Source organism: Microcoleus sp. Pol11C2, from assembly GCF_036701505.1.
In the GTDB taxonomy this organism is placed as follows: domain Bacteria; phylum Cyanobacteriota; class Cyanobacteriia; order Cyanobacteriales; family Microcoleaceae; genus Microcoleus.
This window is the reverse complement of sequence record NZ_JAUBQX010000011.1, coordinates 80,727-106,558: the sequence shown is the minus strand read 5'-3', so window position 1 is coordinate 106,558 and position 25,832 is coordinate 80,727. Positions and strand designations below refer to the sequence as shown.

General features: G+C 46.2%; 28 protein-coding genes. 18 read left to right on the top strand and 10 right to left on the bottom strand.

The window, feature by feature from the left end; genetic code table 11:
- Positions 1–249 precede the first annotated feature (249 nt).
- From QUA42_RS09635 to QUA42_RS09625, 3 genes are all read right to left on the bottom strand, one after another.
- Complete coding sequence (locus QUA42_RS09635; RefSeq protein ID WP_333137092.1) at positions 250–681, bottom strand: hypothetical protein; 432 nt, start codon at positions 679–681, stop codon at positions 250–252.
- A gap of 107 nt (positions 682–788) precedes the next feature.
- The gene (locus tag QUA42_RS09630) at positions 789–1,802 is read right to left on the bottom strand and encodes a shikimate dehydrogenase (RefSeq protein ID WP_333137091.1); all 1,014 of its coding nucleotides are present in this window, start codon (positions 1,800–1,802) and stop codon (positions 789–791) included.
- 178 nt (positions 1,803–1,980) lie between these two features.
- Positions 1,981–3,345: a P-loop NTPase fold protein gene (locus tag QUA42_RS09625; protein WP_333137090.1), complete on the bottom strand. Its 1,365-nt coding sequence runs from the start codon at positions 3,343–3,345 to the stop codon at positions 1,981–1,983.
- A 1,050-nt stretch (positions 3,346–4,395) separates the two neighbouring features.
- Here QUA42_RS09625 and QUA42_RS09620 point away from each other — a divergent pair.
- Positions 4,396–5,730, top strand: coding sequence for an alkaline phosphatase PhoX (locus tag QUA42_RS09620; RefSeq protein WP_333137089.1), 1,335 nt, complete (start codon positions 4,396–4,398; stop codon positions 5,728–5,730).
- Between the two features lie 157 nt (positions 5,731–5,887).
- Positions 5,888–6,340: a DUF732 domain-containing protein gene (locus QUA42_RS09615; protein WP_333137088.1), complete on the top strand. Its 453-nt coding sequence runs from the start codon at positions 5,888–5,890 to the stop codon at positions 6,338–6,340.
- A 581-nt stretch (positions 6,341–6,921) separates the two neighbouring features.
- On the opposite strand, the gene QUA42_RS09610 is transcribed toward QUA42_RS09615, so the two are convergent.
- A complete protein-coding gene (locus tag QUA42_RS09610; RefSeq protein ID WP_333137087.1) occupies positions 6,922–9,690 on the bottom strand; it encodes a phycobilisome rod-core linker polypeptide in 2,769 nt (922 codons plus the stop codon).
- Positions 9,691–10,155: 465 nt separating this feature from the next.
- Here QUA42_RS09610 and QUA42_RS09605 point away from each other — a divergent pair, with 465 nt between their 5' ends.
- The 6 genes from QUA42_RS09605 to QUA42_RS09580 all read left to right on the top strand — a co-directional run bounded on the left by QUA42_RS09605 (position 10,156) and on the right by QUA42_RS09580 (position 13,374).
- Entirely contained in the window at positions 10,156–10,311 is a 156-nt protein-coding gene (locus QUA42_RS09605; protein WP_333137086.1) for a hypothetical protein, read from the top strand.
- A 60-nt stretch (positions 10,312–10,371) separates the two neighbouring features.
- Entirely contained in the window at positions 10,372–11,553 is a 1,182-nt protein-coding gene (locus QUA42_RS09600) for a class I SAM-dependent methyltransferase (protein WP_333137085.1), read from the top strand.
- A 150-nt stretch (positions 11,554–11,703) separates the two neighbouring features.
- The gene (locus tag QUA42_RS09595; RefSeq protein WP_333137084.1) at positions 11,704–11,877 is read left to right on the top strand and encodes a hypothetical protein; all 174 of its coding nucleotides are present in this window, start codon (positions 11,704–11,706) and stop codon (positions 11,875–11,877) included.
- Between the two features lie 94 nt (positions 11,878–11,971).
- Entirely contained in the window at positions 11,972–12,238 is a 267-nt protein-coding gene (locus QUA42_RS09590) for a hypothetical protein (RefSeq protein WP_333137083.1), read from the top strand.
- A gap of 189 nt (positions 12,239–12,427) precedes the next feature.
- The gene (locus QUA42_RS09585; protein ID WP_333137082.1) at positions 12,428–12,814 is read left to right on the top strand and encodes an IS630 transposase-related protein; all 387 of its coding nucleotides are present in this window, start codon (positions 12,428–12,430) and stop codon (positions 12,812–12,814) included.
- On the top strand, positions 12,811–13,374 hold the full coding sequence (locus tag QUA42_RS09580) for an IS630 family transposase (RefSeq protein ID WP_333137081.1): 564 nt from the start codon (positions 12,811–12,813) through the stop codon (positions 13,372–13,374). Before QUA42_RS09585 ends, QUA42_RS09580 begins: the two co-directional genes overlap by 4 nt.
- Before the next feature lie 133 nt (positions 13,375–13,507).
- On the opposite strand, the gene QUA42_RS09575 is transcribed toward QUA42_RS09580, so the two are convergent.
- The 5 genes from QUA42_RS09575 to moaA form a co-directional block, all read right to left on the bottom strand.
- Positions 13,508–14,938: a leucine-rich repeat domain-containing protein gene (locus tag QUA42_RS09575; RefSeq protein ID WP_333137080.1), complete on the bottom strand. Its 1,431-nt coding sequence runs from the start codon at positions 14,936–14,938 to the stop codon at positions 13,508–13,510.
- A 255-nt stretch (positions 14,939–15,193) separates the two neighbouring features.
- A complete protein-coding gene (locus QUA42_RS09570; RefSeq protein WP_333137079.1) occupies positions 15,194–15,430 on the bottom strand; it encodes a hypothetical protein in 237 nt (78 codons plus the stop codon).
- 264 nt (positions 15,431–15,694) lie between these two features.
- A complete protein-coding gene (locus QUA42_RS09565) occupies positions 15,695–16,135 on the bottom strand; it encodes a DUF7689 domain-containing protein (RefSeq protein ID WP_333137078.1) in 441 nt (146 codons plus the stop codon).
- Positions 16,128–16,787 carry a hypothetical protein gene (locus QUA42_RS09560; protein ID WP_333137077.1) on the bottom strand — a complete coding sequence of 220 codons (660 nt, stop codon included), beginning with the start codon at positions 16,785–16,787 and terminating at the stop codon, positions 16,128–16,130. The genes QUA42_RS09565 and QUA42_RS09560 overlap by 8 nt, the downstream gene beginning before the upstream one ends.
- Positions 16,784–17,773: a GTP 3',8-cyclase MoaA gene (moaA, locus tag QUA42_RS09555; RefSeq protein WP_333137076.1), complete on the bottom strand. Its 990-nt coding sequence runs from the start codon at positions 17,771–17,773 to the stop codon at positions 16,784–16,786. Before moaA ends, QUA42_RS09560 begins: the two co-directional genes overlap by 4 nt.
- 165 nt (positions 17,774–17,938) lie before the next feature.
- On the opposite strand from moaA, the gene QUA42_RS09550 reads away from it, so the two are divergent.
- The 10 genes from QUA42_RS09550 to QUA42_RS09505 all read left to right on the top strand — a co-directional run bounded on the left by QUA42_RS09550 (position 17,939) and on the right by QUA42_RS09505 (position 25,424).
- On the top strand, positions 17,939–18,391 hold the full coding sequence (locus QUA42_RS09550; RefSeq protein ID WP_333137075.1) for a nitrate reductase associated protein: 453 nt from the start codon (positions 17,939–17,941) through the stop codon (positions 18,389–18,391).
- A gap of 328 nt (positions 18,392–18,719) precedes the next feature.
- The gene (locus QUA42_RS09545) at positions 18,720–19,181 is read left to right on the top strand and encodes an ATP synthase subunit I (protein WP_333071399.1); all 462 of its coding nucleotides are present in this window, start codon (positions 18,720–18,722) and stop codon (positions 19,179–19,181) included.
- A gap of 55 nt (positions 19,182–19,236) precedes the next feature.
- Complete coding sequence (gene atpB, locus QUA42_RS09540; RefSeq protein WP_333071398.1) at positions 19,237–19,995, top strand: F0F1 ATP synthase subunit A; 759 nt, start codon at positions 19,237–19,239, stop codon at positions 19,993–19,995.
- Positions 19,996–20,123: 128 nt separating this feature from the next.
- Positions 20,124–20,369 carry an ATP synthase F0 subunit C gene (gene atpE, locus QUA42_RS09535; RefSeq protein ID WP_006631105.1) on the top strand — a complete coding sequence of 82 codons (246 nt, stop codon included), beginning with the start codon at positions 20,124–20,126 and terminating at the stop codon, positions 20,367–20,369.
- A gap of 97 nt (positions 20,370–20,466) precedes the next feature.
- The gene (locus QUA42_RS09530) at positions 20,467–20,952 is read left to right on the top strand and encodes a F0F1 ATP synthase subunit B' (protein WP_333137074.1); all 486 of its coding nucleotides are present in this window, start codon (positions 20,467–20,469) and stop codon (positions 20,950–20,952) included.
- Between the two features lie 87 nt (positions 20,953–21,039).
- Positions 21,040–21,567: a F0F1 ATP synthase subunit B gene (locus QUA42_RS09525; RefSeq protein WP_006631107.1), complete on the top strand. Its 528-nt coding sequence runs from the start codon at positions 21,040–21,042 to the stop codon at positions 21,565–21,567.
- Positions 21,568–21,570: 3 nt separating this feature from the next.
- The gene (gene atpH / locus QUA42_RS09520) at positions 21,571–22,116 is read left to right on the top strand and encodes an ATP synthase F1 subunit delta (protein ID WP_333137073.1); all 546 of its coding nucleotides are present in this window, start codon (positions 21,571–21,573) and stop codon (positions 22,114–22,116) included.
- 191 nt (positions 22,117–22,307) lie between these two features.
- Entirely contained in the window at positions 22,308–23,825 is a 1,518-nt protein-coding gene (gene atpA / locus QUA42_RS09515) for a F0F1 ATP synthase subunit alpha (protein WP_333037344.1), read from the top strand.
- 128 nt (positions 23,826–23,953) lie between these two features.
- Positions 23,954–24,904: a F0F1 ATP synthase subunit gamma gene (locus tag QUA42_RS09510; RefSeq protein ID WP_333137072.1), complete on the top strand. Its 951-nt coding sequence runs from the start codon at positions 23,954–23,956 to the stop codon at positions 24,902–24,904.
- A gap of 334 nt (positions 24,905–25,238) precedes the next feature.
- A complete protein-coding gene (locus tag QUA42_RS09505) occupies positions 25,239–25,424 on the top strand; it encodes a hypothetical protein (RefSeq protein ID WP_333137071.1) in 186 nt (61 codons plus the stop codon).
- An 89-nt stretch (positions 25,425–25,513) separates the two neighbouring features.
- Here the strand turns inward: QUA42_RS09505 and QUA42_RS09500 are convergent, their stop codons facing one another.
- Complete coding sequence (locus QUA42_RS09500) at positions 25,514–25,726, bottom strand: helix-turn-helix domain-containing protein (RefSeq protein WP_006631112.1); 213 nt, start codon at positions 25,724–25,726, stop codon at positions 25,514–25,516.
- Positions 25,727–25,832 lie beyond the last annotated feature (106 nt).

Below are 25,832 nucleotides of genomic sequence, written 5' to 3'. Positions count from 1 at the left end.
TAAGTTTTTAAGCATCGAGCGTAAATTGTTTGGCAGACGTAGCTGCAGGCAACTAAATTTTAGATTTGAGATTTTTAGATGAACTCCCCGGTTGAAAAGCTGGGGAGTTTATCGTACATGAGAAATGAGAAATTGCCAGCCACTCAACAATCTCAAATCTAAAATCTACAATCCAAAACTGCATTGCGGTTTCACGGGCAGCCAACCAAAAATCTCTTTCTCAGCAATCTAAAATCTCAAATAGTTTCGTTAGCGGCGAACCACGCCAGTAAAACCTGTAGCTTTAAATTGCTTGAGCTTCAAAGGTGTTCGTTGATTGGCGGCAACCGAAATTCTGAGCTGAAAATCGCTAACTCCAGGAGGAACTTCTTCTATAGAACCCAAGCGAGTCCGGTTTTGCATCACCGGATTGTCGTCAGCATCATAAATGCGGCCGAAAATATCGGCATTGACAACTGGTTTGCCCGTGGTATTTTCAGCTTTCCCAGTAATCAAAAAGCAGGTAGCTTCCATAGAACTGCCACTGGTGACTGTTCCTTCTCCCATCTCTGCCGGACATTCGCGATAAGAAAGGTCGGAAAGTTTAATCTGCGTCAGAGCCCAAGCAGGTGGAGTGAATACCAAACTAAAAATTCCGATTAGGCAAGTAGCAAAAAAAAGGCTGATAGCTCGAAATTTCATAAATTGCGGGGCAAGTATATTTTAATTCTCAGCTTAGCGCGAATTCAGCCTCAAATTCCTACTTATAGGAATTCGGAAAACTACAGCTACTTTTTTAAGAAATGGCATTAATCTAGACCTAAATGCTGTCGCAAGGCTTGGCGCATCACATCGACTGGGACGGATTCTTTGTTGAGCCAAATTTTTAAGGCGGCTGCTCCTTGTTGAACTAGCATTTCCAGTCCGTCAATAGCTCGCGCTCCCCTAAGCTGTGCATCTTTGAGAAACTGGGTAGGATTAGGGGTATAAATTAAATCATAGACGATCGCACCTGCTGAAATTCGATCGAGCGCACCCTCCCCAACCGGCGACTTTTCCCCCTGCGGATACATCCCCACAGGCGTCGTGTTCACCAGCAAATCTGCCTGCGAGATTAACATTGACAAATTATCCCAAGTATGAACCTGCAAATTCTGCACGGGCATCGGAGAATTGACCCAACTCTGCTGAAATTCCGCTAAATTTTGTTCGCTGCGGCCGACAACGTGAATCTCTGCACATCCCAATTGAGCGCATCCAGCCACAACAGCTCTCGCCGCCCCGCCATTTCCCAAAATTACCGCTACTTTCTGACTCCAATCGGAACCCCCCCTAGCCCCCCCTTGGTAAGGGGGGGGACAGGATTCAACAGCCCGTGTTTCGTAAGGAGGCGAATCAGATTCAACAACCGTATTGCCTCTTTCTAAGCCAGAGGTCGCGTCTTTAGCCCCCCCTTGGTAAGGGGGGGTTGGGGGGGTTTGCAGCGGCGCGAGAAAGCCTTCAACGTCAGTATTGGTGCCGCACCAACCTTTGTCAGTTAGGTATACGGTATTGACTGCGCCGATCGATCGGGCGATCGGGGAAACTTCCGACAGCAGCGGTAAGATTGCTTGTTTGTGCGGAATCGTAATGCTAAATCCCCGAACGCCGATCGCCGCAAATCCTGCAAGAGCAGCTTTTAAATCCCCTGGTTTTACCGGAAACGGCAAGTAAACAAAATCGACTCCCAAGTGGGAAATAGCAGCATTGTGCATCGCCGGCGACAGAGAATGTTCGACTGGATGACCAATTACTCCTAACAGTTTAGTAGTGCCTTTAATCATTTTTGTTAGTTGACTGTTGACTGTTGACTGTTAACGGTTGAGTTTTGTTATTTCATACCAGATCCTGCTACAGTTGGGCCCTGATTCTTTCGTCGGCTAGCAGTGAACTTCGTTGGTTCAAAAGCGATTTTCCTCGCCGAGTGACGACTGTAAACCGTCAACTGTTAACGGTCAACTCTCAACTCTCAACTGTTTGCCGAAACTCTTTGGCGTCAGCCAAAATCGGATTGACATCAAACCAGTAATCCTCGCCGTAACGGTATTCAAATACCCAGAGACTCCGCAGCAAGATTTGGTATTTAGTTTCCCCGTTCACAGTTTTGGTAGCGGATACTTGGCGCAGCAATTGCCACTCATCCGGTTCGATCGCCAAAGTAAGCTGGTGGCGACGCTGGATGATCACATTTTCCAAAGTTTCCCGCGACAGAGGAGGGTCTTGTTTCTGCAGACAGCCATACAGTAGTTGCAGCAAATTGCGGACATGACCACCGCTGACTCGACACAGGCGATCGAGAGTTTCCGCAGAGTCGAAAACTTTGCCTACCAAAGCATAGCGCTGCGAAGGATGCACCGTCGGAAAGGCCCGCGCCAGAACCATCTGTCGCAGCAATTCCACACCCTCAGAGCACTCTGAACCGTCACTCAACTGCACCGGCACCATCGGCAAAACCTTCGGATCTACCCCAAATCGATTGGTCAACTGGCCCAAATCGTTAGAGAAAATTAGCACCAAAGGAATTGTATACACGACGTGGCAATTTAGTCTTGCCAACTGTTCGCCCCGATCGACAAACAGGTATTCCGGCTGAAGCCGCCCCGTCGGTTTCGCGCACAGGTGTATGCGATCGAGATTGTCGATAATTACTACAAGTCCTTGTTTCCCTTGGCGTTTGAGTTCTTGATTAGCCGGCTCCAGCAACTCCTTATTAAGCGCATCTAAAATTACGTTAGTTCGCGGCTCCAAATATTGCCTCAACTCCGATCGCAGATTCGGAGCATCTTTCGCCTTAGCAGTAATTTTGCCAATTCCCAGGGCCAGAGAAAATTCTCCCTCCGTACTGGCATTTATTTCCCCAAAACCAGGGACATTAGCTTCAGCGCTCAAGTCTATTTGAGTTTGAAAAACATCAGCAACCCCTTTGAGCAAAGCTTTAAAACCCGTCGGTTGCAGCTTGATTTTCATTTTCTCGATGCTTTCGCTCACCTGACGAGCAACGCTCAACAAAATGTCAGTGATATCTACATCTGCCATGTCTAAATCTTTACTCGACTCAAAGTAAACAACATGAAATCCTTGTTGCTGCAATTGAGCTTGCAGCCGCAGCAATTCTGTTGATTTACCAGAGCCGATGTGACCGGTGAATAATTGACAGGTAGGTGCATCGGGGGACAGACGGCTGATGGTGCGCTCCAATTGTTCTACGATTGTGCCGCCTCGCACTGAAGAGAAATCGATATAGTATTGTCGGTCTTGTTGATTTGCTACTGCCAGGGTGTAGCTGGGATTGCAGGCGCTATAAAATTTCTGTAAATTTAGTTCCATACCCTGTTCCATCTTTCACAACATTATGCCCTAATAGCTTATTCATTTAGCTATTTTACTAATCCGAACAAGTTGCCCGTTTATTCGGCTGTTTGACGGGGCAATCAATATTTTAGTACATCCCTAAACCAGCACTCAAAGATTATACTTAATTTGTGCGTATTTGGAATGAATGGAATTCACTAATACCTCTCACAACTAAGTAATTTATCGTTGTACAGCGAGCGCGACTTCATTTACATCACCGACGAAAATGTGGCAGTAATGTTCTCGGCTCAAAGTGGATCTTGGAGTACGGTTAACCGAAAAAACCAGGTAGTAATTAGGTATCTAGAAACCAGGTTTTTTTAATAATACCTTCGCCATTTTCCCAGTAGGTTGGGATCTTGTGAAGCGAAACCAACAACAGATTTTAGATTGGCGATTTTAGATTTTAGATGGGAGCAAACATTTAAAATCTCCAATCTCAAATTGATGGCGTTGGGTACGAGTGCCTCAACCAACCACTTTCTTAGAGCCTTGTGACTTATAGCAATCTTTGCAGGAGTCGTAAATTTTTTACCCCACCCCAACCCTCCCCTTACTAAGGGGAGGGAGTAAGAAATTCACAAATGATTTAGGATTGCTATAGATGTGAAGGTGTTGTTTAAGAAACCGGGTTTCTAGGCGTGATTTTTTTTTCTACTTATTTTTTATCAATTCTACCATTTTGTGACCGACACCTGCTGCCGAAGCGGGGTTGTCGCCTGTGACGATCCTGTAGCTCGCCAGAACGCCAACTTAAAAATTAGGAATTTTCGTAAAATTATCCCCGGGCTCAATTAATTGTGGCTCCCGCAAAAACGACACTATTTCAGTCAGTACCACAGCGCATTCCTATTCATTAGTAAAAGCAGCTACAGTCTTATTTGGAATCAGGTGGTCGCCCAATTACGAGCCGCTGGATTGACTTTAAACAGCTATGTGACCACCTTAATCAGAAGTTAAACCAACCTTATCTTGGTCTTGATGCAGGTTTAGTATGCTTTGTTTAATTCACCAGAAAAGCTCATGCAACTATCACGAAGAAAGTTTTTTACCTTAGCAGGAGCGAGTGCTGCTGGCACTTTGATGATGTCTCCTCTACAAGCGCTGTATACCAAAAAGGCGAATGGTGAATCAGTATTTGGAGGAGGATATGGGCCCCTCGTACCCGATCCGAATAAGTTGTTAGATTTACCCCGTGGGTTTCAGTATCGGGCTTTTTCACGAACGGGCGAAATGATGAGCGACGGTTCCCCTGTGCCCGGTGGTCACGATGGCATGGCGGCTTTCCCAGGTCCCCAAAACACGGTGATTCTGGTTCGCAATCACGAACTGAGTCCGAATTCTACAACACAAGTTGTGGGTCCAAATCCTTACGATCCTCTTTGCAAAGGAGGGACAACCACACTACAGGTTGGACCAAATCGTCAGCTCATCAAGCACTACGCTTCGCTTAGCGGCACCTATCGAAATTGTGCGGGCGGCCCGACTCCTTGGAACTCTTGGATTACTTGCGAGGAGGATATCTCGACGCCGGCGACTAATCAAGCTGGCAATGCGAGAAATGTATCGAAATTTCACGGCTACAACTTTGAAGTGCCGGCTCAAGCAACAACTCCTGTGAATCCCGTACCTTTAGTTGCGATGGGACGGTTTAACCATGAAGCGGTGGCGATCGACCCCAAAACCGGAATTGTCTACGAGACTGAAGACCGAGGAGATGGCCTTTTATATCGCTTTATCCCATCTCAACGGAACAATTTAAGCGCCGGGGGTACTCTGCAAGCGCTGAAGATTAAGAATATGCCTCAAGCAAAAACTTTTGCCGGCTTTCCCAAGGGCAAACCGATGCCGGTGGAATGGGTGACAATTGACAATCCTGACCCTGCTACGGATACGGTACGGGTCGAAGGTTTCGGTAAAGGTGCTGCCCAGTTTACTCGTGGGGAAGGCATCTGGTACGGCAATCGTGAAGTTTACTTCTGTTGTTCAGACGGTGGCTCTGTGGACGCCAATGGCAGACCGAACGGATTTGGTCAGGTTTGGCGGTATCTTCCCGATCAAGATGCGATCGAACTTTTTGTTGAGGCTAAATCGGCTGACGAACTCGATGGCCCTGACAACATTGTTGTGGCACCTCATGGTGATCTGATCATTTGCGAAGATGGCGATGATGAGCAGTTCGTGGTGGGCGTAACTCCCAAGGGGGAACTGTATCATCTGGCAAAAAATGCTATCAACGATCGGGAGTTTTGCGGAGCCTGCTTCTCGCCGGATGGTCAAACTATGTTCGTTAATATGCAAACCCCAGGCATCACGTTTGCCATTTGGGGCCCTTGGAAGTCTCAACGAGGAGCATAACATTATTGTCTTGTAATGCGGGCATTTATTTGCGTGTAAAACGCTTAATGTTCGCACTATGCAGAATATCGTGAATCACGCCGGATTGTGGCAACATCCGGTGTGGGTTCTCTATAAGCCTATGAAAGTTTAACGGTTTGTGGGAGTTTGAAGAGTCGTGCAATACGTCAGACAGTCGAAACGAGTGTTTTATTCTTTGGTAATGGTGTCGATCGCCTTTGGCGTTGATTTATCTCAATCTAGTGATTCAGTCGCTCAAATACCCGTTGATTACGTTTGCTATATACAGAGGAGTGATGGTCGAACGATCGACTTAGGTAAGCTTTGTGGAAGTAGTGGCCGAGGCCGCCCGATCGCTTTACAGCCAAATGACCAGGCCTTTCTTAATAGTTATCAACGATCGTTGAGCAAACGGCTCAATTCATCCTCATCCGATGCCCTGTCTAGCGTTCAACGAAATCCCCAAGCCACTATCGAACGTGCGCGCCGGATATGTAATGCGCTCAGTGCCGGAATGTCGATCGACTTGCTGCAACCTCAAGGCAATGCTGAAGTTGATGCACTTAACGCTCTGGCTCCTAAATATTACTGCCCTGAGTTTGACGACTGAGCAAGGAAGTAACTAGATTTTGAAGGGAAGAAAGGGTTGATTAACTGTAAGACTTTTTCTGACATTTGCTAACAATCACTTAGATTTACAAGATGTCTTTATGCCATGTAGAATGAATTTAGCCGATCGGATGAACGGTGAAAAACCGTGGTAGTAAGCAACCTCTATATAAATAAGTTGCCTCTACATTATCAAAGCAAATAATCAAATTGACTAAATGCGGTCACGCGAAAACCAAGCTGAACGCTCATAGTACAAGTGGTTGTAGAGATTTCTACGGGCGGCAGGTTGATACTCTCTCGTTGAGATATGATCTCAACTTATAGCGGTTGGCAATGGGAGGCATTACACCCCGAACGAGGATCTTCTTCTTTTCGGCATTCTGAGCCTGTACATCATCCTAATGAAAACTGGTATAATATCCTCTTCATCAGCCTTCATCAGCGGTTAAAAATTCAAAATTAATCTAGACAGTGCAACCACAAACCTGTCATAAAAAAGGGCTGGCGTAATTGCCAGCCCTTCAACTAATTTGAGATGTTAAATTAGCAATAATTTAACATCTCAAACCTCAAATCAATCTAGCTTCTGTCGATCGCAGCTACTGGCTCAAAGCTTGGAATCACCAACTCATCATTCTGTTTAGTGAGTTGATTGTACAGCCTTTCGGTATTCGGGAAATTCGCAGCCGGCAGAGTCGGGAAGCGACGGTAAGGAACAGTATCCTCGCCAAACGCCTCGGCATATTCAACGCTATTCAACATTGCGTTGATAAAGCCCTTAATCCCTTTACTTGCCAAGATTTGGTTGTACGTCCGAATCTCCGCTTGATTGCGGGGAGCGCGGCCCAAGAAGTGCTTGGTTCCCAACTCAATCACCTTAGTATTGGGATAAGGTGCGTAGAACTGTTTGATGTACAGCGACGAGCAACCCAAAGCCTCAATGAACTCCTTGAGATTGATTTCATTGTTGCCCAGTTTGCTTTCCAGCGCCGTGAATTCATTCTTCACAACATATGGGTTGATGTCGCGTTCAAAAATTTGACGGTAAGCAGCTTGAATTAAAGTTTTCAAAGCTACTTTGTCAGAAGTATTCGTCAGCTTGAACATCTTAGTTTGTTCACGCCGCTTGCTGACACCTTGAGCAATCCGACTTTGCAACTCGATATCGCCCCGATCGCCCGCAGCGCCCAATTCGATAAACCGAGGAGTTTCGGGCGTCTGAGCTTGGACATTTTGCTCAGCGACGGAACCCGATCGCATCGTCCGCATCGACAAACCACCGGGAGTCACATAGCGCTCGTAGGGAACTGTATCTTCCCCGAAAGCTTCGTTGTACTCCATGCTGTCCATGATGCTATCGACCAGCGCGTAGAAACCCTTCTTGGCGCAAATGTCAAAGTAAGCGTTCATTTCCTGGCGGCCATAGGTAGGGCGTCCCAGGAGTCGGCGGTGAATGTACTCGATCGCCTTACAAACGTAGAGCTTGCTCCAGTACATATTGCGGAACACGTCCGACTTCGCCAACATCCGAATAAACTCGCGCATCGGAATCTCGCCGTTTTCCAGCTTAATTTCCGCTACCTTTTGGCGCTGGCCGTCGAACACGTCGCGACCGAACACTTGCAGGTAAGCAGCCCGAATCACAGCTTGTGTGGAACTTTCGGTAAATTTGACACTGGAACTGTTGCTGTAGCTGCTAGAGACACCGCGGGCAGTTTTCTTGGAAGCGACATAGTTGCTCGGTAACTGGTCTAATTTAAAGACCTTGGGGCCGAGAGAGCCGGGAGCCTTGCCGCGGGCTTGCGGGTTGCTCAATTGATTTTCAATACCTGCACCTTGACGGATCAGGATGCGGCGGGTGTCCTTGCCGAAGGGAGCCGGACGGCTCTTGGGGTTGCGAGTTTCTTGCGGGAAAATCGCGCCGAACTGAATTTCTAGGGGGTCATTGCCAACACCGTAAACGTGCTGGTCTGGCAGAGGCTGGTTGTAGCCGGCAAACAAGGTGATGAACTGAGGAACCTTGCGGAACGGAGCGCTGAAATTGAACAAATCAATTTGGGGGCCCCAGTTGCGACACTCCTGAGCTTCTTGGCCCAAACCGCGTAGGTAAGGCACTGTTTCTTCGCCGAAGTAATCGGAATATTCTTGCGAATAGACCATCGCGTCTACGAGGGCTGGCAGGCCACCTTTGCTGACGATCGCAAAATACTTGCTAAATTCCTCCCGCGAGCTCAAACCGCGGCCGAGGAAGTGGCGCGCGGCAAGTTCTACAGCGCGGCTGTTGACAAACGGCTCGTAGAATTGCTGACGGTACAGAGGAGATTTGCCAAGGCGGCGAATAAACTCTTTCATCGAGATTTCGCCATTTTTGACCTTGGATTCCAAGTCAGAAATGCTTTGGCTGTATGCGCGGCTAATGTCGCGCTCGAATACTTGGCGGTAAGCTGCTTTGATTACTTCTAGCTTTTCGGCCGAAGACAGACCGGTTTTCATGACGAATTTCGATCGCCGCTCGGCTGCGTTGAAGTAGATTTGAGGCAGTTGCAGCCCTTGCTGGTCGTTGCTTTCGCGCTGCCGCACCTTGTCTGAAGGTGTGGGGGCTTTGAATTCGGTAATTGCTACGTCGAAATACTGTCCGACGATCGCACTTGCCTCTGCATTGTTTCTGAAATAGCCCAAAGATGCTGCCTTCATTTCCTGCATTGCCACAATTGTGGCCGCCGAAGAGCAAGCATTTTCGATGATTTCCCGCAATCCACGCACGTTCACCGAAATAATGTTCGGGTCGCCAGCTACGATCGCGTAGGTGATGTAGCGCAAAAACCAGCTCAAGTCGCGCAGAGATTTTGTCATGTTGCCCGGGCCGTAGCGCGAGACATTGATCGGCTGAAATCCTGCTGGGATTGGGCCACTGTAGCCACCACCGTTGCCAGAAAATAGATTTCCTAGCCCCAAGAATCCGCCGCCACCGCCGTTGCCACCAGCGCGGCTTTCTACGTAGGTGACATTTCCCAGTTTCATGCCTTCAGAGACATTCGCTGAACCGCCACGAGCCGCGCCTGCTACAGCCATCGCAGGTTCTTGTGGTCTTTCCAAAAATGCCAGCGGGGAACCGCCGGTAAAAATCCGGTTGGCTGCGCGGGATACTATCAGTTCCGAGTTTTGGGTCAGCGTCGCAGAGATATCGATCCGAAGAGCCCCTGAACTGAAATAACTTGCCAGTTCGCTGAGTTCACCCCGCTGTAGGAAGCGGTCTTGCTGTTCTGCTTGCGAAATAGTTGCGACCGGTACAGTTTGATATAGTTGCGGACGCGCAACCGAGCTTCCACCACTTGCCTTTACAGTCATTAGACTCCTTAGCTCCCTATCTAAATCGTTGTAGCATTTACCCAGACTAACGCTGCCTTCTCATGCAGGTCAAAGTAGGTATTTTTGCTTTGTTTACTTTTTGCCTTTACCTGTCACGAGGTTCGGGCGCGCTTACTTTCTTAGATTAAAATGTTTTGGTTTCATCTTTCTGCCTGCGGGGAAATGTCCGATCCGAAGGCAGGCACGGGGTACTCCCTCCGCTGCGATCCGCCGGCATACCCGTGGAAAAAAAGACTCGGCAGGAGAGTTGCCTTTGGGGAATTGCAGCAAGTGCCGTCAATTAAGGGAAAAGAAAATCAAAAATTTTCTTCTGCCTGTTTCGGGGCCTCTTGCTCTCTTGAAAGACGCCTCCGCTTTACCCGACAGTTCAGCGGTGGGTTATTGACAGTCCTTGTTTGTTAAAAAGCCTGTCGAGATTTATTGTATAGATTTAAGAGAGCTTATATGAGAAAAAATGATAAGTTTTATTACGCAGAAGCTGTCAGGGCTTGGCTATCAGGGTTTAGCCGATCGCCCGATCCCTCTGTTTCAGGCTTGCCCAACTATCGCGAAGCGACACTTTTGTTGCGAGTAACGCAGCAACAGAAGTGCATGACCTAGCGCCGTTACCCCCTAGCTACTGACAACCAATCTCAAAACCCACGCACTATTACCTCACCTATGGATACTACGCCTGATATCAGTGCTGCCGTGCGGCGGCTTTACGATACTTTCCCTTTCCCGCCCGATCCTTTGTCAGATGAACCGCCGCCAGGGTACAACTGGCGCTGGAGTTGGCCTGATGCTTACAATTTTTGCACCGGCCAAAAGCCGCCAAAACTGGATATTCGGATTTTAGATGCTGGCTGCGGCACTGGTTCGAGCACGGATTATCTGATTCACCTCAATCCTGAAGCTTCGGTGACGGCGATCGACCTGAGTGAAGGTGCTTTGAAAGTAGCACAAGAACGCTGTCGGCGATCGGGAGCGCGCGAAGCTGATTTTCGCCACCTCAGCCTGTACGATGCCGCCGAGTTAGAGGGCGAGTTTGATTTGATCAACTGCGTGGGCGTGCTGCACCACTTACCCGATCCGATCCGGGGCATTCAAGCGCTGGCGGCGAAGTTGGCGGAGGGCGGTTTGATGCACATTTTTGTGTATGCTGAGCTCGGACGCTGGGAAATTCAACTCATGCAAAGGGTGATCGCGCTTCTCCAAGGCCCGAAAAAAGGTGACTATCCCGATGGTGTGAAAGTCGGTCGTCAAATCTTTGCTTCTTTACCAGAAAACAACCGTCTTGTCAAGTACGAAAAACAGCGTTGGGCAGGAGAAAATCAGCGAGACGAATGTTTTGCTGATATGTACGTTCACCCGCAGGAAATTGACTACAATATTGAGACTTTGTTCGAGTTAATCGACGCTTCGGGATTGGAATTTATTGGTTTCTCAAATCCGGGATATTGGCAGTTAGAAAGACTTTTGGGGAAAGCGCCGGAATTGATAGAAAGAGCTCAGGGTTTGACGGAAAGAGAGCTTTATCGATTAATTGAATTGTTGGATACGGAAATCACTCATTACGAGTTTTTCTTGGGCAAAAAGCCGGTTAATAAAATAGATTGGTCGGACGATAAGGCACTTTTGGCGGCAATTCCAGAGTTGAGTAGTTGTATGCACGGTTGGCCTAGTCAACAAGTGTTTGATTGCAATTACCAATTGCTCAATTTGTCAAGCGCCGAATTTGAGTTTTTGCAAGGTTGCAATACCAAAACTGTGGGAGAGATTTTGGCGGAGGTGGAGATGGGATTGGATGAAGTGCGATCGATCTTATCAAAACAGCTCATTTTGCTAACACCGAAATTATAGGGCTTTTTGATTATTTGAACGAACCGCAAAGCCGCCAAGAGCGCGAAGGAATAACTGCATCTCTTTCTTTCTGTTCATTCGCGTCCTTCGTGCCTTCGCGGTTCATTTAATCTTACTCGTTTACTGACTCCCGGTAAAATCCCAAATGGATTGACACAGGCCCCCCTCTGCGGCTACGCTTTGAAGTTAGAGGTTGCTTTGCTTGTAGAGGAAGTAGCCCGCGTCGCCCAAAAATCTAGTTGCACTGCCCAAAGCTGTTGCGAGCAGCAATGGACAGCTCACCGCCAAACTGGTATCAGCAGTCTGGAGGCTAACGGAGTATGATAACACTCTCTGTAGCCGCCCTGCTATGCGTTGAAATGCGGGGCGGCTGGGTTTTTGGGTTTTTCTAGAAAACCCAAAACCAGGAGAACATATTATGTCACAGGAATTCTTGCCTGACGACAACAAATTCGTTAGCGCAGCCCTCGAAGAGGATCGGCCAAATGACGACTCAGCAGCAGAATCGGAACAGGATGTGGTTTGTGTAACGCTGACAGGTTCGCCCCAGGGTGTCAGGGAAACCATACTCACCTTGTACCGCCTGGGATTTGCCGAAGTGGGCGATTGGAGTCCCCTACAGCGTGCAGCCAATCCGAAGCAAGTAATGAGTGTGCTGATTCGCCGTCGGAAGCGCAAAGCGTAGGTGTTTGCTCGTTCCCAGGCTAAGGCCTGGGAACACATTCCATGAGGCTCTACCTCCTGTTTTTGTTTTTATCCGTTAGCGAGGCAGAGCCTCTGGCTCTCGGTTCCGAGGCCTTAGCCTGGGAACCAGTTAATACAGCACTTCCGGGTGTTATGAGGTACAATAAAAATAGATTAAAAAAATACACCAATGAAAGCATATTCAGTAGATTTGCGGTCCAAAATAGTAGCAGCCCATATCGAGCAGAAGCTGTCGATCAGAAAAACAGCAGAAATATTTGCCTGCAGTAAAAGCTTAATTCAAAAACTGGTCAAGCAACAAAAAATTGAGGGGAATTTACAGCCGAAACCCCGGGGGAAACCGAGATACAGTCATTTGAATAATTCCACAGCAGAGTTGGGAGAAATAGTGACAGCACATCCCGATGCAACCTTACTAGAATTGTGTGAGTTATTTGCCCAGAAGACCGGAAATTGGGTGGGTAGAACAGCCATGTGTAACGCCTTACAAAAGTTGGGATTAAATCGTAAAAAAAAACAGTCAGGAGCAGCCAAGCCGGAACAGAAAGAGTCATGAAGTTAAGGTTAGAGTATGGGGAAAAAGTCAAGCAGATCGACCAAAAAAATCTAGTTTTTTTAGATGAGACTGGAGTATTACTCGGCTTAACCAGAACTCATGCACGTTCCCAACGAGGAACGAGAGCCTATGCGGTTAAACCTTTTTACCGAGGAAAAAAAGTCACAGTAATTGGTGCAATTAGTTTGAAGCGAGTAGTGGCACTCATGACAATGGATAACTCAATGGATGGCAAAGCATTTGAGGTATTTATTGAGCAATGTTTAGTGCCACAATTGTGGTCGGGAGCAGTAGTAGTGATGGATAATTTACCCGCGCATAAAGTAGATTCAATTACATCGATGATTGAATGTGTGGGTGCTTCTATTTTATGTTTGTCCCCATACTCTCCTGATTTTAATCCGATTGAATTATGGTGGTCGCAACTTAAATCTTTATTGATCCAGTTTTCGCCAACCACCACTAAAATGGTTGATACGATAATTGCTGTGGCTCTTGACTTAATTAATCCGAAACATCTCAAAAACTGGTTTACTAATTGCTGCTACTGTACCTCATAACATCCGGAAGTGCTGTAAGACCAACAAATATCAGGCACGTTACTTTATCAGGATAAGAGCATATCCTGATTCAGAACCTCAAACATCTATAAATCAAGCTAGGCGGGGAAACTCAAATTTCCCCATCTAGACCTTATAACCGTTTTAGCTGACCACTTTTGCATTTGCTGAGAAAAGCTTCATAATGCTTGCTGAGAGCGTTTTGATTTGGTGCTGTTTTTTGATCCTGTGGTAAAGTCAGTTTCCGATCAGCCAAATCTTGGTAACAAGTGCCAACGAGTTCAGGGGCAATTACAACTTCCTTGGTATCAGGTCGAATAGACAGTAGATGCAAATCGAAGAGAGTGTGTATGTCGGCTCTGAGTGGTAAGCCGTTTGTTGGATGATTGGTTTGAGTACCTTGATATGGTATTATATGTGCCGCTTCGATAGCTGACTCTACATCACAATCAGTTATTGGACATCGACCACCGTAAGCAATTAACAACTTACGTCTAAATCCTGCCTGTCCCTGTCGCTGCACAATAGAAGCAGTTATCCGTTGTCTGGCATCTTGAAGAGTTTCAGCGTCAAAATATCTCTCAGATTCGATTTTCTGACGCTCAGCATCTAGCTCAGGTAACGCTAGATTTCGGGTGTTGAAGTAAGAATCTAGAATTGTTCGCAAATCACCCAAACTTTCATCGTCTTGACCCTGCCCCAGAACCTGCGGGGAAATCGGCACGGGATTACCTCGCAAATCTAGTTTTTCCAAATATTTCATGTTGCGAATCACCTCCGGGATTTCAGTAATCTGATTATTAGAAAGGAAAAGCTCTTTCAGATTGGATAGTTGCCCGATCACTTCTGGAAGGGAGGTAATCTGATTCTCACGGAGGCTAAGCGATTCCAAATTGGACAGTTGCCCAATCACTTCTGGGATGGAGGTAATATGATTCTCACCGAGGAGAAGCCATTTCAGATTGGACAGTTGTCCAATCACTTCTGGGATGGAAGTAATCTGATTCTCATAAAGGAGAAGATATTCCAGATTGAACAGTTGTCCAATCGCTTCTGGGATGGAAGTAATCTGATTCTGACCGAAGTCAAGCCCTATCAGATTGGACAGTTGCCCGATCGCTTCTGGAATGGAAGTAATCTGATTCTGACTGAGGTCAAGCCCTCTCAAACCGGACAGTTGTCCGATCGCTTCTGGGATGGAAGTAATCTGATTCTGACTGAGGTCAAGCCCTCTCAAACCGGACAGTTGTCTGATCGCTTCTGGGATGGAGGTAATCTGATTCTGACTGAGGTCAAGCTCTCTCAAACCAGACATTTGCCCGATCGCTTCTGGGATGGAGGTAATCTGATTCTGACTGAGGTCAAGGAATAGCAAATTAGGCAGTTGCCTTAGCACCTCTGGGATGGAAGTAATTTGATTGCAAGTGAGAAAAAGCGATTTCAGATACCTACACTTGGCAATTTCCGGTGGCACTTCTTGCAACTGCAACCCCGATAAATTTAATTCACTCCATCCTTCATCGGCAGCCTGCTCAATTCGTCGCAATGCTTCCTCTCGGCTCATGTCATTTACCTCTCAGTAATATTTATTTTATTGTGAGCAGAATTTAGCTTGTTGGAAAACCACATTTCCCAGCTTAGGGTTGTAACCCTTGCACTTAAATCAGAATAGGAGTATTTCTTGAGATACAGGCTAAGACCCCTACCAATACGTGTATGTAAAAGTGTAATCTCAAAATAAAATTAGAAGGGAGAATTTTACTTCTCCCTTCTAATCCTAAACCCTAAATTGTACCTTCAGATAGGTTGAACCTACACTTTAAAGTGCGTCTGTAGGTAGATTAAACATGAATTTCACACGTAATCTATCAATAAGATCCTTAAAACCGTCATCATCTTTTTTAAAGACGATTTTGTTACCAGGGACATAGACCTCTAAATCCCATTCTTCCATAGATAATAGTAGTTCTCCATATTGGGTGGGTACACGTTTCCAAGCTAAGACCTGTTCAAGGTCTAGACCGTAACTGTCGTTATATCGTACTTTGCGAAGCATAAAGTTTCTTCCTATAAATCGAATATCTTCTATTGTACTACATCAAATCTTTACGTGACAAGTGAACACAAAAATCTAACTCTACCGCGTTAGAATCTACCTCGTTAGACAGACAACATATGGTGCGACTGTAATTTCCTTGAGTAGTTCCCGAATCCCGCTGCTTGAAATTAATCTCCGGTTTAATCTCTAATATGTGCCGCACTCGATCGCATTTAATATAATTTTTTGTAAATGGGGTTGATCTAAAGTGATCGCCTTTCCCTAATTTATCGCACGTTTAAGAATTTGACCGACAACTCCATACCTGTCGCCTGTCAATCCATCCAATTCGTGTTCAACATCTTCTAACCATCCAAGTTTACTTGTCCACTTACCATTAGGTAACTGTCTAGCTGCATGAGTTGGGATGCCGCTAGAGTCAACATATATTGCTATTTTCTGATATCCAGCTTCTAATATATCACCATTACAAAGTTCATATCCCAGTGTTTGATAAGCCTGAATATATGCGTCTAAAGTCTCCTCTTGCGGCACGCCTTCTGGCCAATAGAATTGCTCTCCCGGTATCGGTTGCCACCAGCGATCTTCTTCACCAGCAGCCCATGCAAAGCAATTATATTCCTGTGACTTTTGGCTAGTAACTCGATAATCAGTGCGAGACAAGTTAGGCCATTTAATTTCAAGTTCCGGTCTTCTATACATTCTCTTCAATCGCGTAGCCTCGATCTCTACCCCACTCTATCCAAGCTGATGCCATCTGTTTTACCCTTCCCCTTTGTTCCGGTTTAATGGGATTTTCACCCGTAATTGCATTCAATGCAGCTAACCAGTAAAGGGGATTTTTTTGCAGTTCCGATAGCAACAGCGGCACGACTTTAGATCCCATATTAATAATTTCCTGATATGCAGGATGCTGAGACATTTGAGCTGTGGAAGACATTCCCGCAACTTCACTTTCCCATTCCGTAGCAAGAGTATAAAATTTGTCAATTATCTCGCTCGAAATTTCAGCATTTTTATTGAAGATATCTCGATCGGTATTTGCTGCGGGATTTTCTCGTTGCGCGATCGAGCTTTCAATGCTCATCAAGATTAATTCTTCGATCGATACATTCATCTCGGCAGCAACTTTTTGTAGCTTCAGAATCAGCACGTCTGAAAGGGCGATCGAGATGGTGTTCATCTGACTTACAAAATTGGATGATGTCTTAAGTGTAGCAAATAAATTATCGATACAGAGTTGACAAAGATCGATCGCCCATTTTTGCCCAAGTACCTGAAGCGCAGCTATCCCGTAGGGAATCGCCCCTCTGGCCCACATAACAAAAAGAGCGATCAATTTCGGGCAGTTCACCCGCCAATTTGAGACATAGTGCGGCTGTAATTTCCTTGAGTAGTTCCCGAATCTCGCTGCTTGAAATTAATCTCCGGTTTAATCTCTAATATGTGCCGCACTCGATCGCGCAATTCGCCTGTAGACACCCCATTCCGTAAAGCAGTTTTTAAGTCAATTTGCCCCGTTTCGTTCAGCAGACAAGGCCGCAGCCACCCGTCAGCAGACAAACGCATCCGGTTGCAGCGATCGCAAAAACACTCGGACATTTGACTGATAAATCCTAAAGTACCCTTCGCCCCCGGAATTTGAAACACATCCGCCGGCCCATTGCCGCGAACTCCTGACTCGGCTAACCCGTATTTGTCGTTAATTTGTTGCCGCAATTCGGCTGAGGCTACCCAACCTTTATCGCCAAATAAATCCCCATTCCCGATCGGCATAAACTCAATAAAACGAACGTGCCAATTCCGGTTAATAGTTAAGGCCGCTAAATCCAATATTTCGCCGTCATTCACACCGGGAATTACCACAACATTCAGTTTCAGCGGGTCAAATCCAGCTTGATAAGCCGCTTGAATTCCCTCCCAAACCTGCGTCCACCGCGATCGTCCCCGACTGCCAATTATCTTATCAAAAGTTTCCGGTTCCAAGGAATCCAAACTAATATTAATCCGGCGCAAACCAGCATTGTAGAGATTTTCCGCCATTCCCGCCAGCAAAAAGCCGTTAGTTGTCATTGACAAATCTCGCGTTTCCGGCAAAGATGCGATCGACCTCACCAATTCCACCACCCCAGGCCGCAGCAGCGGTTCCCCACCAGTCAACCGAAACTTAGTAAATCCCACGGGTATAAAAACTTCCCGCAGCAGAGTTAGCAATTCCGAGTGAGTTAACAACTGCTGCTGCAATACATAGTCCAACTCGCTACCTTCCGGCATACAGTAGAGACAGCGGAAGTTGCAGCGGTCTATCAAGCTAATCCGAAGGTAGTCTACGGCATCCATGTCAATAGTTTGTAATATTATTTAATTATAAAGGGCGATCGCATTTTCTGCAATTATTGATAGAAAGCAAAAAACCTGCATCGAGTTCTCTCTTTTCTCTTACTCTGTGTTCTCTGCGTCCTCTGCGGTTAATAAAAAAAATCTAGTTTGCAAGTCTATACATCTATGACATTCTTTGAATTTGAAGCTGATTTTGTCGAAGCTTTGCGCTGCATCCCCATGCAAGTACGTCTCAAGTTAGATACTTGTGGCATTAAATTGAAGTTGCAGGATTGGAATCATTTTAACCAAGCAGAACGGCAAAGTCTTGTAGAGTTACCTTGCTTGACAGAAGCAGAAATAATTGATTACCGAGAAAAGCTAAACCAAGTATTAATTCAACAGACAGGCAAACCGGGAACTGATTTGGCTGTTGATGAAAATCCCCCCTGGATGGATGCTGCAACTGTACCGGAGTCTGTTTCTGCAAAAGCGCAAGAGCTCGGCGTGACAATTTCTTTGGCCCAGTGGGCGAGTTTGCAGCCTCTACAGCGATTTGCTTTGATTAAGCTTAGTCGATCGAGCCACGAGAATAAAAATTTCATTCCGGCGCTTCAAGAGTTTAAGGTTATTGAATGAGATCGAATTTGAATTAACTCTTGTAGCGCTCAGAGGCAGACAAGGGAGAGTTACCTCATCGATTCGCGCGATCGTCCTTTCTCACTTCTCACTAAATAATTCTCACTAAGTGAGATTACGAGGACAATGTGTAAAAAAGTGCGGTCTGGCGGTGGGAGAGGTAGGGTGAGGTCGATCGGACATTTAACGGCTTGAGGTTTCCGAACCGCCCGGAACCAAATTCCGAAAATATGATTAATTTTATTTTAAGTATTGTTACCGCAGCGTGGTATGATTTTTCTGAGTTTGCAAAGCACTCGCCTGCTACCTGCATTAGTTTCTGAGCTTCGTGAACACGCAAAACACACCCACCGAACCCGCAGCAGCAAACGAGGATATTCCTCAAGCTGGCACAGTCTCGACAGTTTCGACAGCTTCGTCCGAGACTAGCAATCCCATGCAAGACTTTTATCGCCTCCAACAAGAGTTGTTGGCGTACACCCTTGCTTTTACGGCGATTATTTTTATCTCCGTTTGGATTTTTTACTCCCTCAACATTGCCCTGAATTATTTGCTTGGGGCGAGCACAGGTGTGGTTTACTTAAAGATGTTGGCTAGAGACGTTGAACGAATCGGCAGCCAAAATCAACGCATCAGCAAGACACGGCTCGGTGTGTTTTTAGCGGTGATGATAGTAGGAACACAGTGGAATCAGCTACAGATTTTACCGATATTTTTGGGATTTCTGACTTACAAAGCTGCGCTGATGGTTTACGTGATCCGAAGTGCATTAGCACTAGACTACAGGTAAGTCAGGCAAGAAGAGCACAACTCAACTCATCGATTTGTATGGGGAAGCCCGTTGAATGGCAATGCTTGACGTTCTAAACACCTTTAATCGTTTCCCCCTCGCCGAATTGGAAGTTGGCCAGCAGTTGTACTGGCAACTCGGCAATCTGAAAGTGCACGGGCAGGTTTTTCTAACCTCGTGGTTTGTAATTGCTGTTTTAGTCGTAGTTTCGATTTTAGGAACCCGCAAAATCCAGCGAATTCCCAGCGGAATGCAAAATTTTATGGAGTATGCGCTGGAATTTATTCGGGACTTGGCTAAAAACCAAATTGGGGAAAAAGAATATCGCCCTTGGGTACCGTTTATTGGTACATTATTTCTGTTCATCTTTGTGTCAAACTGGTCTGGCGCTCTAATTCCTTGGAAGCTAATTAAGCTGCCATCAGGCGAATTGGGAGCTCCTACCGCTGACATCAATACGACGGTAGCATTTGCACTGCTGACTTCTCTAGCATATTTTTATGCAGGTCTCAGCAAAAGCGGCTTGGGGTATTTCGCCCACTATGTTGAACCGGTGCCTTTCATGTTGCCGTTCAAAATCATAGAAGATTTCACTAAGCCTCTGTCCCTAAGTTTCCGTTTGTTTGGTAACATTCTTGCGGACGAATTGGTGGTCGGAGTGCTAGTGTTGCTAGTGCCTTTATTTGTTCCTCTGCCAGTAATGGTTCTGGGACTATTTACCAGTGCAATTCAAGCTTTGATTTTTGCAACCTTAGCCGCAGCCTACATAGGTGAAGCTCTAGAAGGCGGTCACGGCGAAGAACACCACGATTAACTAACGATAAACGGCGAAGGATGAAGGAGGAAAAAGAAAAATTCTGAACTCAAACTTTCTCCCGTTAAATCGGACAATTCTCTAGACTTTCTGTTCTCAATTTTGTACTTTAGATAAGGAAAATCATCATGAACCCAACAGTTGCTGCCGCTTCCGTAATTGCCGCCGCTTTGGCAGTAGGTTTAGCTGCAATCGGCCCTGGCATCGGTCAAGGTAATGCAGCAGGTCAGGCTGTAGAAGGGATTGCCCGTCAGCCGGAAGCAGAAGGTAAAATTCGCGGCACCTTGCTGTTGAGTTTGGCGTTCATGGAAGCGCTCACAATTTACGGTTTGGTCGTAGCCCTAGTGCTGCTGTTTGCCAACCCCTTCGCATAATAATTGAAAATTTTAGATTTGAGGTTTTGGCGATTCTAATCCAAAATCTCAAATCTAAAATCGATTAAGCGAATTAGATGGAAGCCGTCAAAAAATCATGATGCACTGGACAGTATTACTAGCAGTTGAAGAAGCGGCTAAGGAAGGGGGACTGTTTGATATAGATGCTACGCTGCCTCTGATGGCGGTGCAGTTTTTAATTCTAGTCGCAGTCTTGAATGTAATTTTTTACAAGCCGCTCAGCAAGTCAATTGACGATCGCGCCGATTACATTCGCAACACTCAAGTCTCCGCCAAAGAACGCTTGGCAAAAGCTCAGCAACTAGCGCAGCAGTACGAGCAAAAACTGGGAGAAACTCGCAAACAGTCTCAATCAGTAATTGCTGCTGCTCAAGCTGATGCCCAAAAAATTGGGGCAGCCAAAGTAGCTGAGGCTCAACAAGAAGCTCAAGTCGCGCGAGAAAAGGCTGGGCAAGAAATAGAGCAGCAAAAGCAAGAAGCAATGCGCTCACTAGAACAACAAGTAGACGCGCTCAGCGGCAAAATTCTCGAAAAGCTATTAGGGCAGTCGCTGGCCAAATAGCGAGACCGAAGAGTTTTAGATTTTTGATGGAATCTTAAATCTAAAATCGCTTCACCCAATCTGCACGCGCAATTATGGAAGAGTATCATGGGGACTGTTTTATTGCTAGCCACAGAAGCTAGCGGCGAAGGTGGTTTCGGTTTAAATTTCGATATTTTAGAAACCAACCTGATTAACCTGGTCATTATTATTGCAGTGCTGTTTTATTTCGGGCGCGGATTTGTAGGTAAAATCCTGACTGAGAGGCGTTCGGGCATCCAAGAGGCGATTCAAGAAGCAGAAAAACGCCAAAAAGATGCAGCAGCAGCTCTAGCAGAGCAACAGCAAAAATTGACTCAAGCGCAAGCAGAAGCGGAACGAATTCGGGCCGCGGCTGAAGAAACTGCCAAGAAAGCAAAAGAAGCAATTCTAGCTCAGGCAGCGCAAGACGTTGAAAGAATGAGAGCAACAGCAGGTCAAGAGTTGGAAGCAGAGCGGGAAAGAGCGATCGCCCAACTGCGATCGGCGGTTGTATCTCTGGCATTAGCAAAGGTGGAAAGCCAGCTAAAAACTAGCTTGGACGACAGCGCTCAACACCAATTAATCGATCGCAGCATTGCGTTACTGGGAGGCTAAAACGTGAGTACAGTCAGCACAGAAGTCTTACAGCCTTACGCATCTGCCTTGATGTCACTGGCTCAGTCCAACAATCTCTCAGAGAAGTTTGGCGAAGATATTCGTTCCTTACTGAGCCTGCTAGAAGGTTCGGAAGACTTGCGTCAATTTTTAGGCAATCCGCTGATAAAACCGGATGCTAAAAAAGCCGTGATTCAGCAAATAGCGGGTGAAGAAATGAGCCCCTTGATGCACAGCTTTCTGAAGCTATTAGTAGACAAAGGAAGAATTCTTTTTTTAGAAGGAATTGGCAAACAATACTTGGCAAGGCTCCGAGAACTCAACCAAACAGTATTGGCTGAAGTTACATCTGCAGTCCCGCTTTCAGACGCTCAACAGCAGACTGTTCGCGAGAAAGTGCAGGCGATGACCAGCGCTAGTCAAGTAGAAATTGAAACCAAAATAGACGCAGATTTAATCGGCGGTGTGGTAATCAAAGTAGGCTCTCAAGTAATTGATGCCAGCCTGCGGGGACAATTGCGCCGTCTGGGACTTCGCTTGAATTCCTGATTTAAGGAAGCAGGAGGAAGGAAGAAGGAAGCAGGAAAAAGGAAGAAGGAAGAATCAAACAGGAAGCAGGAATAAATTAATTTCTGTTTTTGAGTTGTTAGTCCCAAATTCTTACTACCAAATCCCTATTCTTTCTTGCGGAAAACATCGACAGACAACTAACAACTGACAACTGACAAATAATAACTAACATGGCAGCAATCAGACCTGACGAAATTAGCAGCATTATTCGCCAGCAAATTGAGCAGTACGACCAAGACGTAAAAGTCTCTAACGTCGGTACTGTTCTGCAAGTAGGCGACGGCATTGCTCGGATTTATGGCTTGGATAAAGCCATGTCTGGGGAATTGCTAGAATTTGCCGACGGCACCGTGGGCATTGCACTGAACCTCGAACAAGATAACGTGGGTGCAGTGTTGATGGGCCAAGGCCTCGGCATTCAAGAAGGTTCGGCAGTTACTGCTACTGGCAGAATTGCTGAAGTCCCCGTGGGTGAAGCAATGTTGGGACGAGTAGTTGATGCTTTGGCCCGTCCGATTGACGGCAAAGGAGAAATTAAAACTACTGAATCTCGGTTGATTGAATCTCCGGCACCGGGGATTGTTTCTCGCCGTTCTGTTTACGAACCCATGCAAACAGGAATTACCGCTATTGATGCGATGATTCCGGTAGGAAGAGGACAGCGGGAATTGATTATCGGTGACAGACAAACCGGTAAAACTGCGATCGCGATCGACACGATTATTAACCAAAAATCGGAAAACGTGATCTGCGTTTACGTAGCGATCGGTCAAAAAGCTTCTACAGTAGCTAACATCGTCAACGTCCTGCAAGAAAAGGGCGCGATGGACTACACGATCGTAGTAGCAGCAAACGCTAGCGACCCCGCAACCCTGCAATACTTGGCTCCCTACACAGGTGCTAGCTTAGCCGAGTATTTCATGTACAAAGGCAAGCACACTTTGGTCATTTACGATGACCTTTCCAAACAAGCACAAGCTTACCGCCAAATGTCTCTGTTGCTGCGCCGTCCTCCCGGTCGCGAAGCTTATCCCGGAGACGTGTTTTACCTGCACTCTCGCTTGCTAGAACGCGCTGCTAAATTGAGCGACGATTTGGGCGAAGGCAGCATGACTGCTTTGCCAATTATCGAAACCCAAGCTGGTGACGTTTCTGCTTACATTCCGACGAACGTAATTTCGATTACCGACGGTCAAATCTTCCTTTCTTCTGACTTGTTTAACGCTGGTTTGCGTCCCGCAGTAAACCCCGGTATTTCGGTATCGCGGGTAGGTTCGGCGGCTCAAACTAAGGCGATGAAAAAAGTAGCCGGTAAGGTGAAATTGGAATTGGCGCAGTTTGAAGAACTGGCAGCATTTTCTCAGTTTGCTTCTGACTTGGATAAAGCTACTCAGAATCAATTGTCGCGCGGTCAGCGCTTGCGGGAACTGTTGAAACAGCCCCAAAGCTCGCCTCTGCCGATGAACGAACAAGTGGCTGTAATCTATGCCGGTATTAACGGTTATATGGATGACATTCCTGTGGAAAAAGTCAGCAAGTTTACTGTTGGTTTGCGCGACTATTTGCGGACTAGCAAGCCAAAGTACGGCGAAATTGTTCAAGGCGGAAAAGCCTTGACTGATGAAGCTGAGAAGCTGCTGAAAGAAGGCATCACTGAATACAAGCAAAGTTTTCTAGTTTCTGCGTAGACAAGTAGGAATTTTGAACCGCAGATGAACGCGGATTAACGCAGATAATCTGAAGTTAATCTGCGTTACTCTGCGTTAATCTGCGGTTTTAATTAAGAAGATGCGGGCAAGGATGTAAGGAGAAAGTTATGGCAAATCTGAAAACTATTCGCGATCGCATTAAGTCGGTCAAGAACACTAAAAAGATTACAGAAGCGATGCGTTTGGTGGCCGCTGCAAAGGTGCGCCGCGCTCAAGAACAGGTGACTGCTACTCGGCCTTTTGCCGATAGACTGGCAGAGGTATTGTATGGTTTGGCGGAACGCTTGCAGTTTGAAAACCTGGATTTGCCGCTGCTGAAAAAACGCGAAGTGCGATCGGTGGGACTGTTGGTAGTTTCGGGCGATCGGGGTTTGTGCGGCGGCTACAACAGCAACATCATCAGATACGCCGAAAATCGCGCTAAGGAAATCAAAGCTGAAGGCTTAGACTACAAATACGTGTTGGTAGGACGCAAAGCTACTCAGTATTTCCAGCGCCGCGAACAGCCGATCGATGCTACTTACGCTAACTTGGAACAGATTCCAACAGCACCGGAAGCAGCCATGATTGCGGACGAATTGTTGTCGCTATTCCTGTCAGGAACTGTGGACAGAATTGAGTTAATTTATACCAAGTTTGTCTCGCTAATTAGTTCGCGCCCGGTAATTCAAACTTTGCTGCCCCTCGACCCCCAAGGTTTGGAAACTCCCGATGATGAAATCTTCCGCTTGACATCGCAAGGCGGACAGTTTCAAGTATCGCGCGAGAAGGTTGCTTCACCTACGAAGAGTTTGCCCAGGGACATGATTTTCGAGCAAGATCCGGCGCAAATTCTGGAGGCTCTTTTGCCCTTGTATTTGAACAACCAATTGCTGCGGGCTTTGCAAGAGTCTGCTGCTAGCGAGTTGGCTGCGCGGATGACGGCGATGAACAATGCTAGTGAGAATGCTAGCGATTTGATCGGTAGTTTGACGCTGACTTATAACAAGGCGCGGCAAGCGGCAATTACTCAGGAAATCCTGGAAGTTTGCGGCGGTGCTGAGGCTTTGAACGGTTAGGTTAGAGTTGACAATTTGTTGATTTTATGGTATGCGTCTGGGGGAGCTCAGGCGCTTTTTTTATTTATAAAGTTGTTACAATTGACCACCATGTAATAACAAAGCCAAACTCAAGATTTTTTGCAGAAACCGGGTTTATGAGCGTCAATCATACCTAAATGACTTAAATTAACGCTATGTAGCGTTTTTCGCGGAAAACGGCATTTATTGCACTCTTGCATTAGTATGCACTAAGGCATATAGTTAAAATAATGCACTTGTATGCAAAAAGCTGGTTTTTAGGCAAACTACATAAAAATGTCACAATGTATATGTTGTAAAGCTTTGAGCCTGTATGGATGAAAACAAGACTGTGGCTATTAGAGTAGAAATGCCGCCGGAATTGCGGAACCGATTTAAGTCTGCTGTTGCTAGGGACGGTAAAAATATGAGGGATGTTTTGCTGGAATTTATGGAGCAATATGTCATCAAGGCTGAGCAACCAAAAATAGAAGCAAGTCAAAACCAAAACAAAACATAGCTGCTGCGTGCAGTGGTGGAGCGATCGCATACAGGGCAAGACATTTAGTTTTTAAACTTTAAGGGAAGTCTGAAGTGAGGAGCGATCGACTACTCTTTTACCACTTCAACCAAATCTTCCACCATCACGTCAAAAGTACGTGCCAACTTCAGCAGACAAGTAAAATCAACCATTGCCATTCCCGGAGAACGTGAATAGGTGGTGAGTGTGCTGTAAATGACTCCCGATCGCTCAGAAACCTCTTTGATCGTCCAGCCTTTCTCAGCAGCAAATTCTTTAACCCGCAATCTAATTAAACCCATTGACAAAAAACTAGATTTAGTTTTTAATAAAAATATCGTAAAAAGCGATCGCCCCCAGGTCTGGAAAACTAAAAAGCGATCGCCTATCCAAATTCAATCCCTTTAC

What these genes read in the sequence shown, in the direction of transcription:
- QUA42_RS09600 (WP_333137085.1), top strand. Translation starts at nt 10,372, where the DNA reads ATGGATACTACGCCTGATATCAGTGCTGCCGTGCGGCGGCTTTACGAT.
- QUA42_RS09575 (WP_333137080.1), bottom strand. Translation starts at nt 14,938, where the DNA reads ATGAGCCGAGAGGAAGCATTGCGACGAATTGAGCAGGCTGCCGATGAA.
- atpB (WP_333071398.1), top strand. Translation starts at nt 19,237, where the DNA reads ATGGCAATGCTTGACGTTCTAAACACCTTTAATCGTTTCCCCCTCGCC.
- QUA42_RS09590 (WP_333137083.1), top strand. Translation starts at nt 11,972, where the DNA reads ATGTCACAGGAATTCTTGCCTGACGACAACAAATTCGTTAGCGCAGCC.
- QUA42_RS09570 (WP_333137079.1), bottom strand. Translation starts at nt 15,430, where the DNA reads ATGCTTCGCAAAGTACGATATAACGACAGTTACGGTCTAGACCTTGAA.
- QUA42_RS09530 (WP_333137074.1), top strand. Translation starts at nt 20,467, where the DNA reads ATGATGCACTGGACAGTATTACTAGCAGTTGAAGAAGCGGCTAAGGAA.
- atpE (WP_006631105.1), top strand. Translation starts at nt 20,124, where the DNA reads ATGAACCCAACAGTTGCTGCCGCTTCCGTAATTGCCGCCGCTTTGGCA.
- QUA42_RS09510 (WP_333137072.1), top strand. Translation starts at nt 23,954, where the DNA reads ATGGCAAATCTGAAAACTATTCGCGATCGCATTAAGTCGGTCAAGAAC.
- QUA42_RS09585 (WP_333137082.1), top strand. Translation starts at nt 12,428, where the DNA reads ATGAAAGCATATTCAGTAGATTTGCGGTCCAAAATAGTAGCAGCCCAT.
- atpA (WP_333037344.1), top strand. Translation starts at nt 22,308, where the DNA reads ATGGCAGCAATCAGACCTGACGAAATTAGCAGCATTATTCGCCAGCAA.
- QUA42_RS09605 (WP_333137086.1), top strand. Translation starts at nt 10,156, where the DNA reads ATGAGAAAAAATGATAAGTTTTATTACGCAGAAGCTGTCAGGGCTTGG.
- QUA42_RS09610 (WP_333137087.1), bottom strand. Translation starts at nt 9,690, where the DNA reads ATGACTGTAAAGGCAAGTGGTGGAAGCTCGGTTGCGCGTCCGCAACTA.
- QUA42_RS09625 (WP_333137090.1), bottom strand. Translation starts at nt 3,345, where the DNA reads ATGGAACTAAATTTACAGAAATTTTATAGCGCCTGCAATCCCAGCTAC.
- QUA42_RS09565 (WP_333137078.1), bottom strand. Translation starts at nt 16,135, where the DNA reads ATGTATAGAAGACCGGAACTTGAAATTAAATGGCCTAACTTGTCTCGC.
- QUA42_RS09635 (WP_333137092.1), bottom strand. Translation starts at nt 681, where the DNA reads ATGAAATTTCGAGCTATCAGCCTTTTTTTTGCTACTTGCCTAATCGGA.
- QUA42_RS09525 (WP_006631107.1), top strand. Translation starts at nt 21,040, where the DNA reads ATGGGGACTGTTTTATTGCTAGCCACAGAAGCTAGCGGCGAAGGTGGT.
- QUA42_RS09550 (WP_333137075.1), top strand. Translation starts at nt 17,939, where the DNA reads ATGACATTCTTTGAATTTGAAGCTGATTTTGTCGAAGCTTTGCGCTGC.
- QUA42_RS09630 (WP_333137091.1), bottom strand. Translation starts at nt 1,802, where the DNA reads ATGATTAAAGGCACTACTAAACTGTTAGGAGTAATTGGTCATCCAGTC.
- moaA (WP_333137076.1), bottom strand. Translation starts at nt 17,773, where the DNA reads ATGGATGCCGTAGACTACCTTCGGATTAGCTTGATAGACCGCTGCAAC.
- QUA42_RS09500 (WP_006631112.1), bottom strand. Translation starts at nt 25,726, where the DNA reads ATGGGTTTAATTAGATTGCGGGTTAAAGAATTTGCTGCTGAGAAAGGC.
- QUA42_RS09620 (WP_333137089.1), top strand. Translation starts at nt 4,396, where the DNA reads ATGCAACTATCACGAAGAAAGTTTTTTACCTTAGCAGGAGCGAGTGCT.
- QUA42_RS09580 (WP_333137081.1), top strand. Translation starts at nt 12,811, where the DNA reads ATGAAGTTAAGGTTAGAGTATGGGGAAAAAGTCAAGCAGATCGACCAA.
- QUA42_RS09505 (WP_333137071.1), top strand. Translation starts at nt 25,239, where the DNA reads ATGGATGAAAACAAGACTGTGGCTATTAGAGTAGAAATGCCGCCGGAA.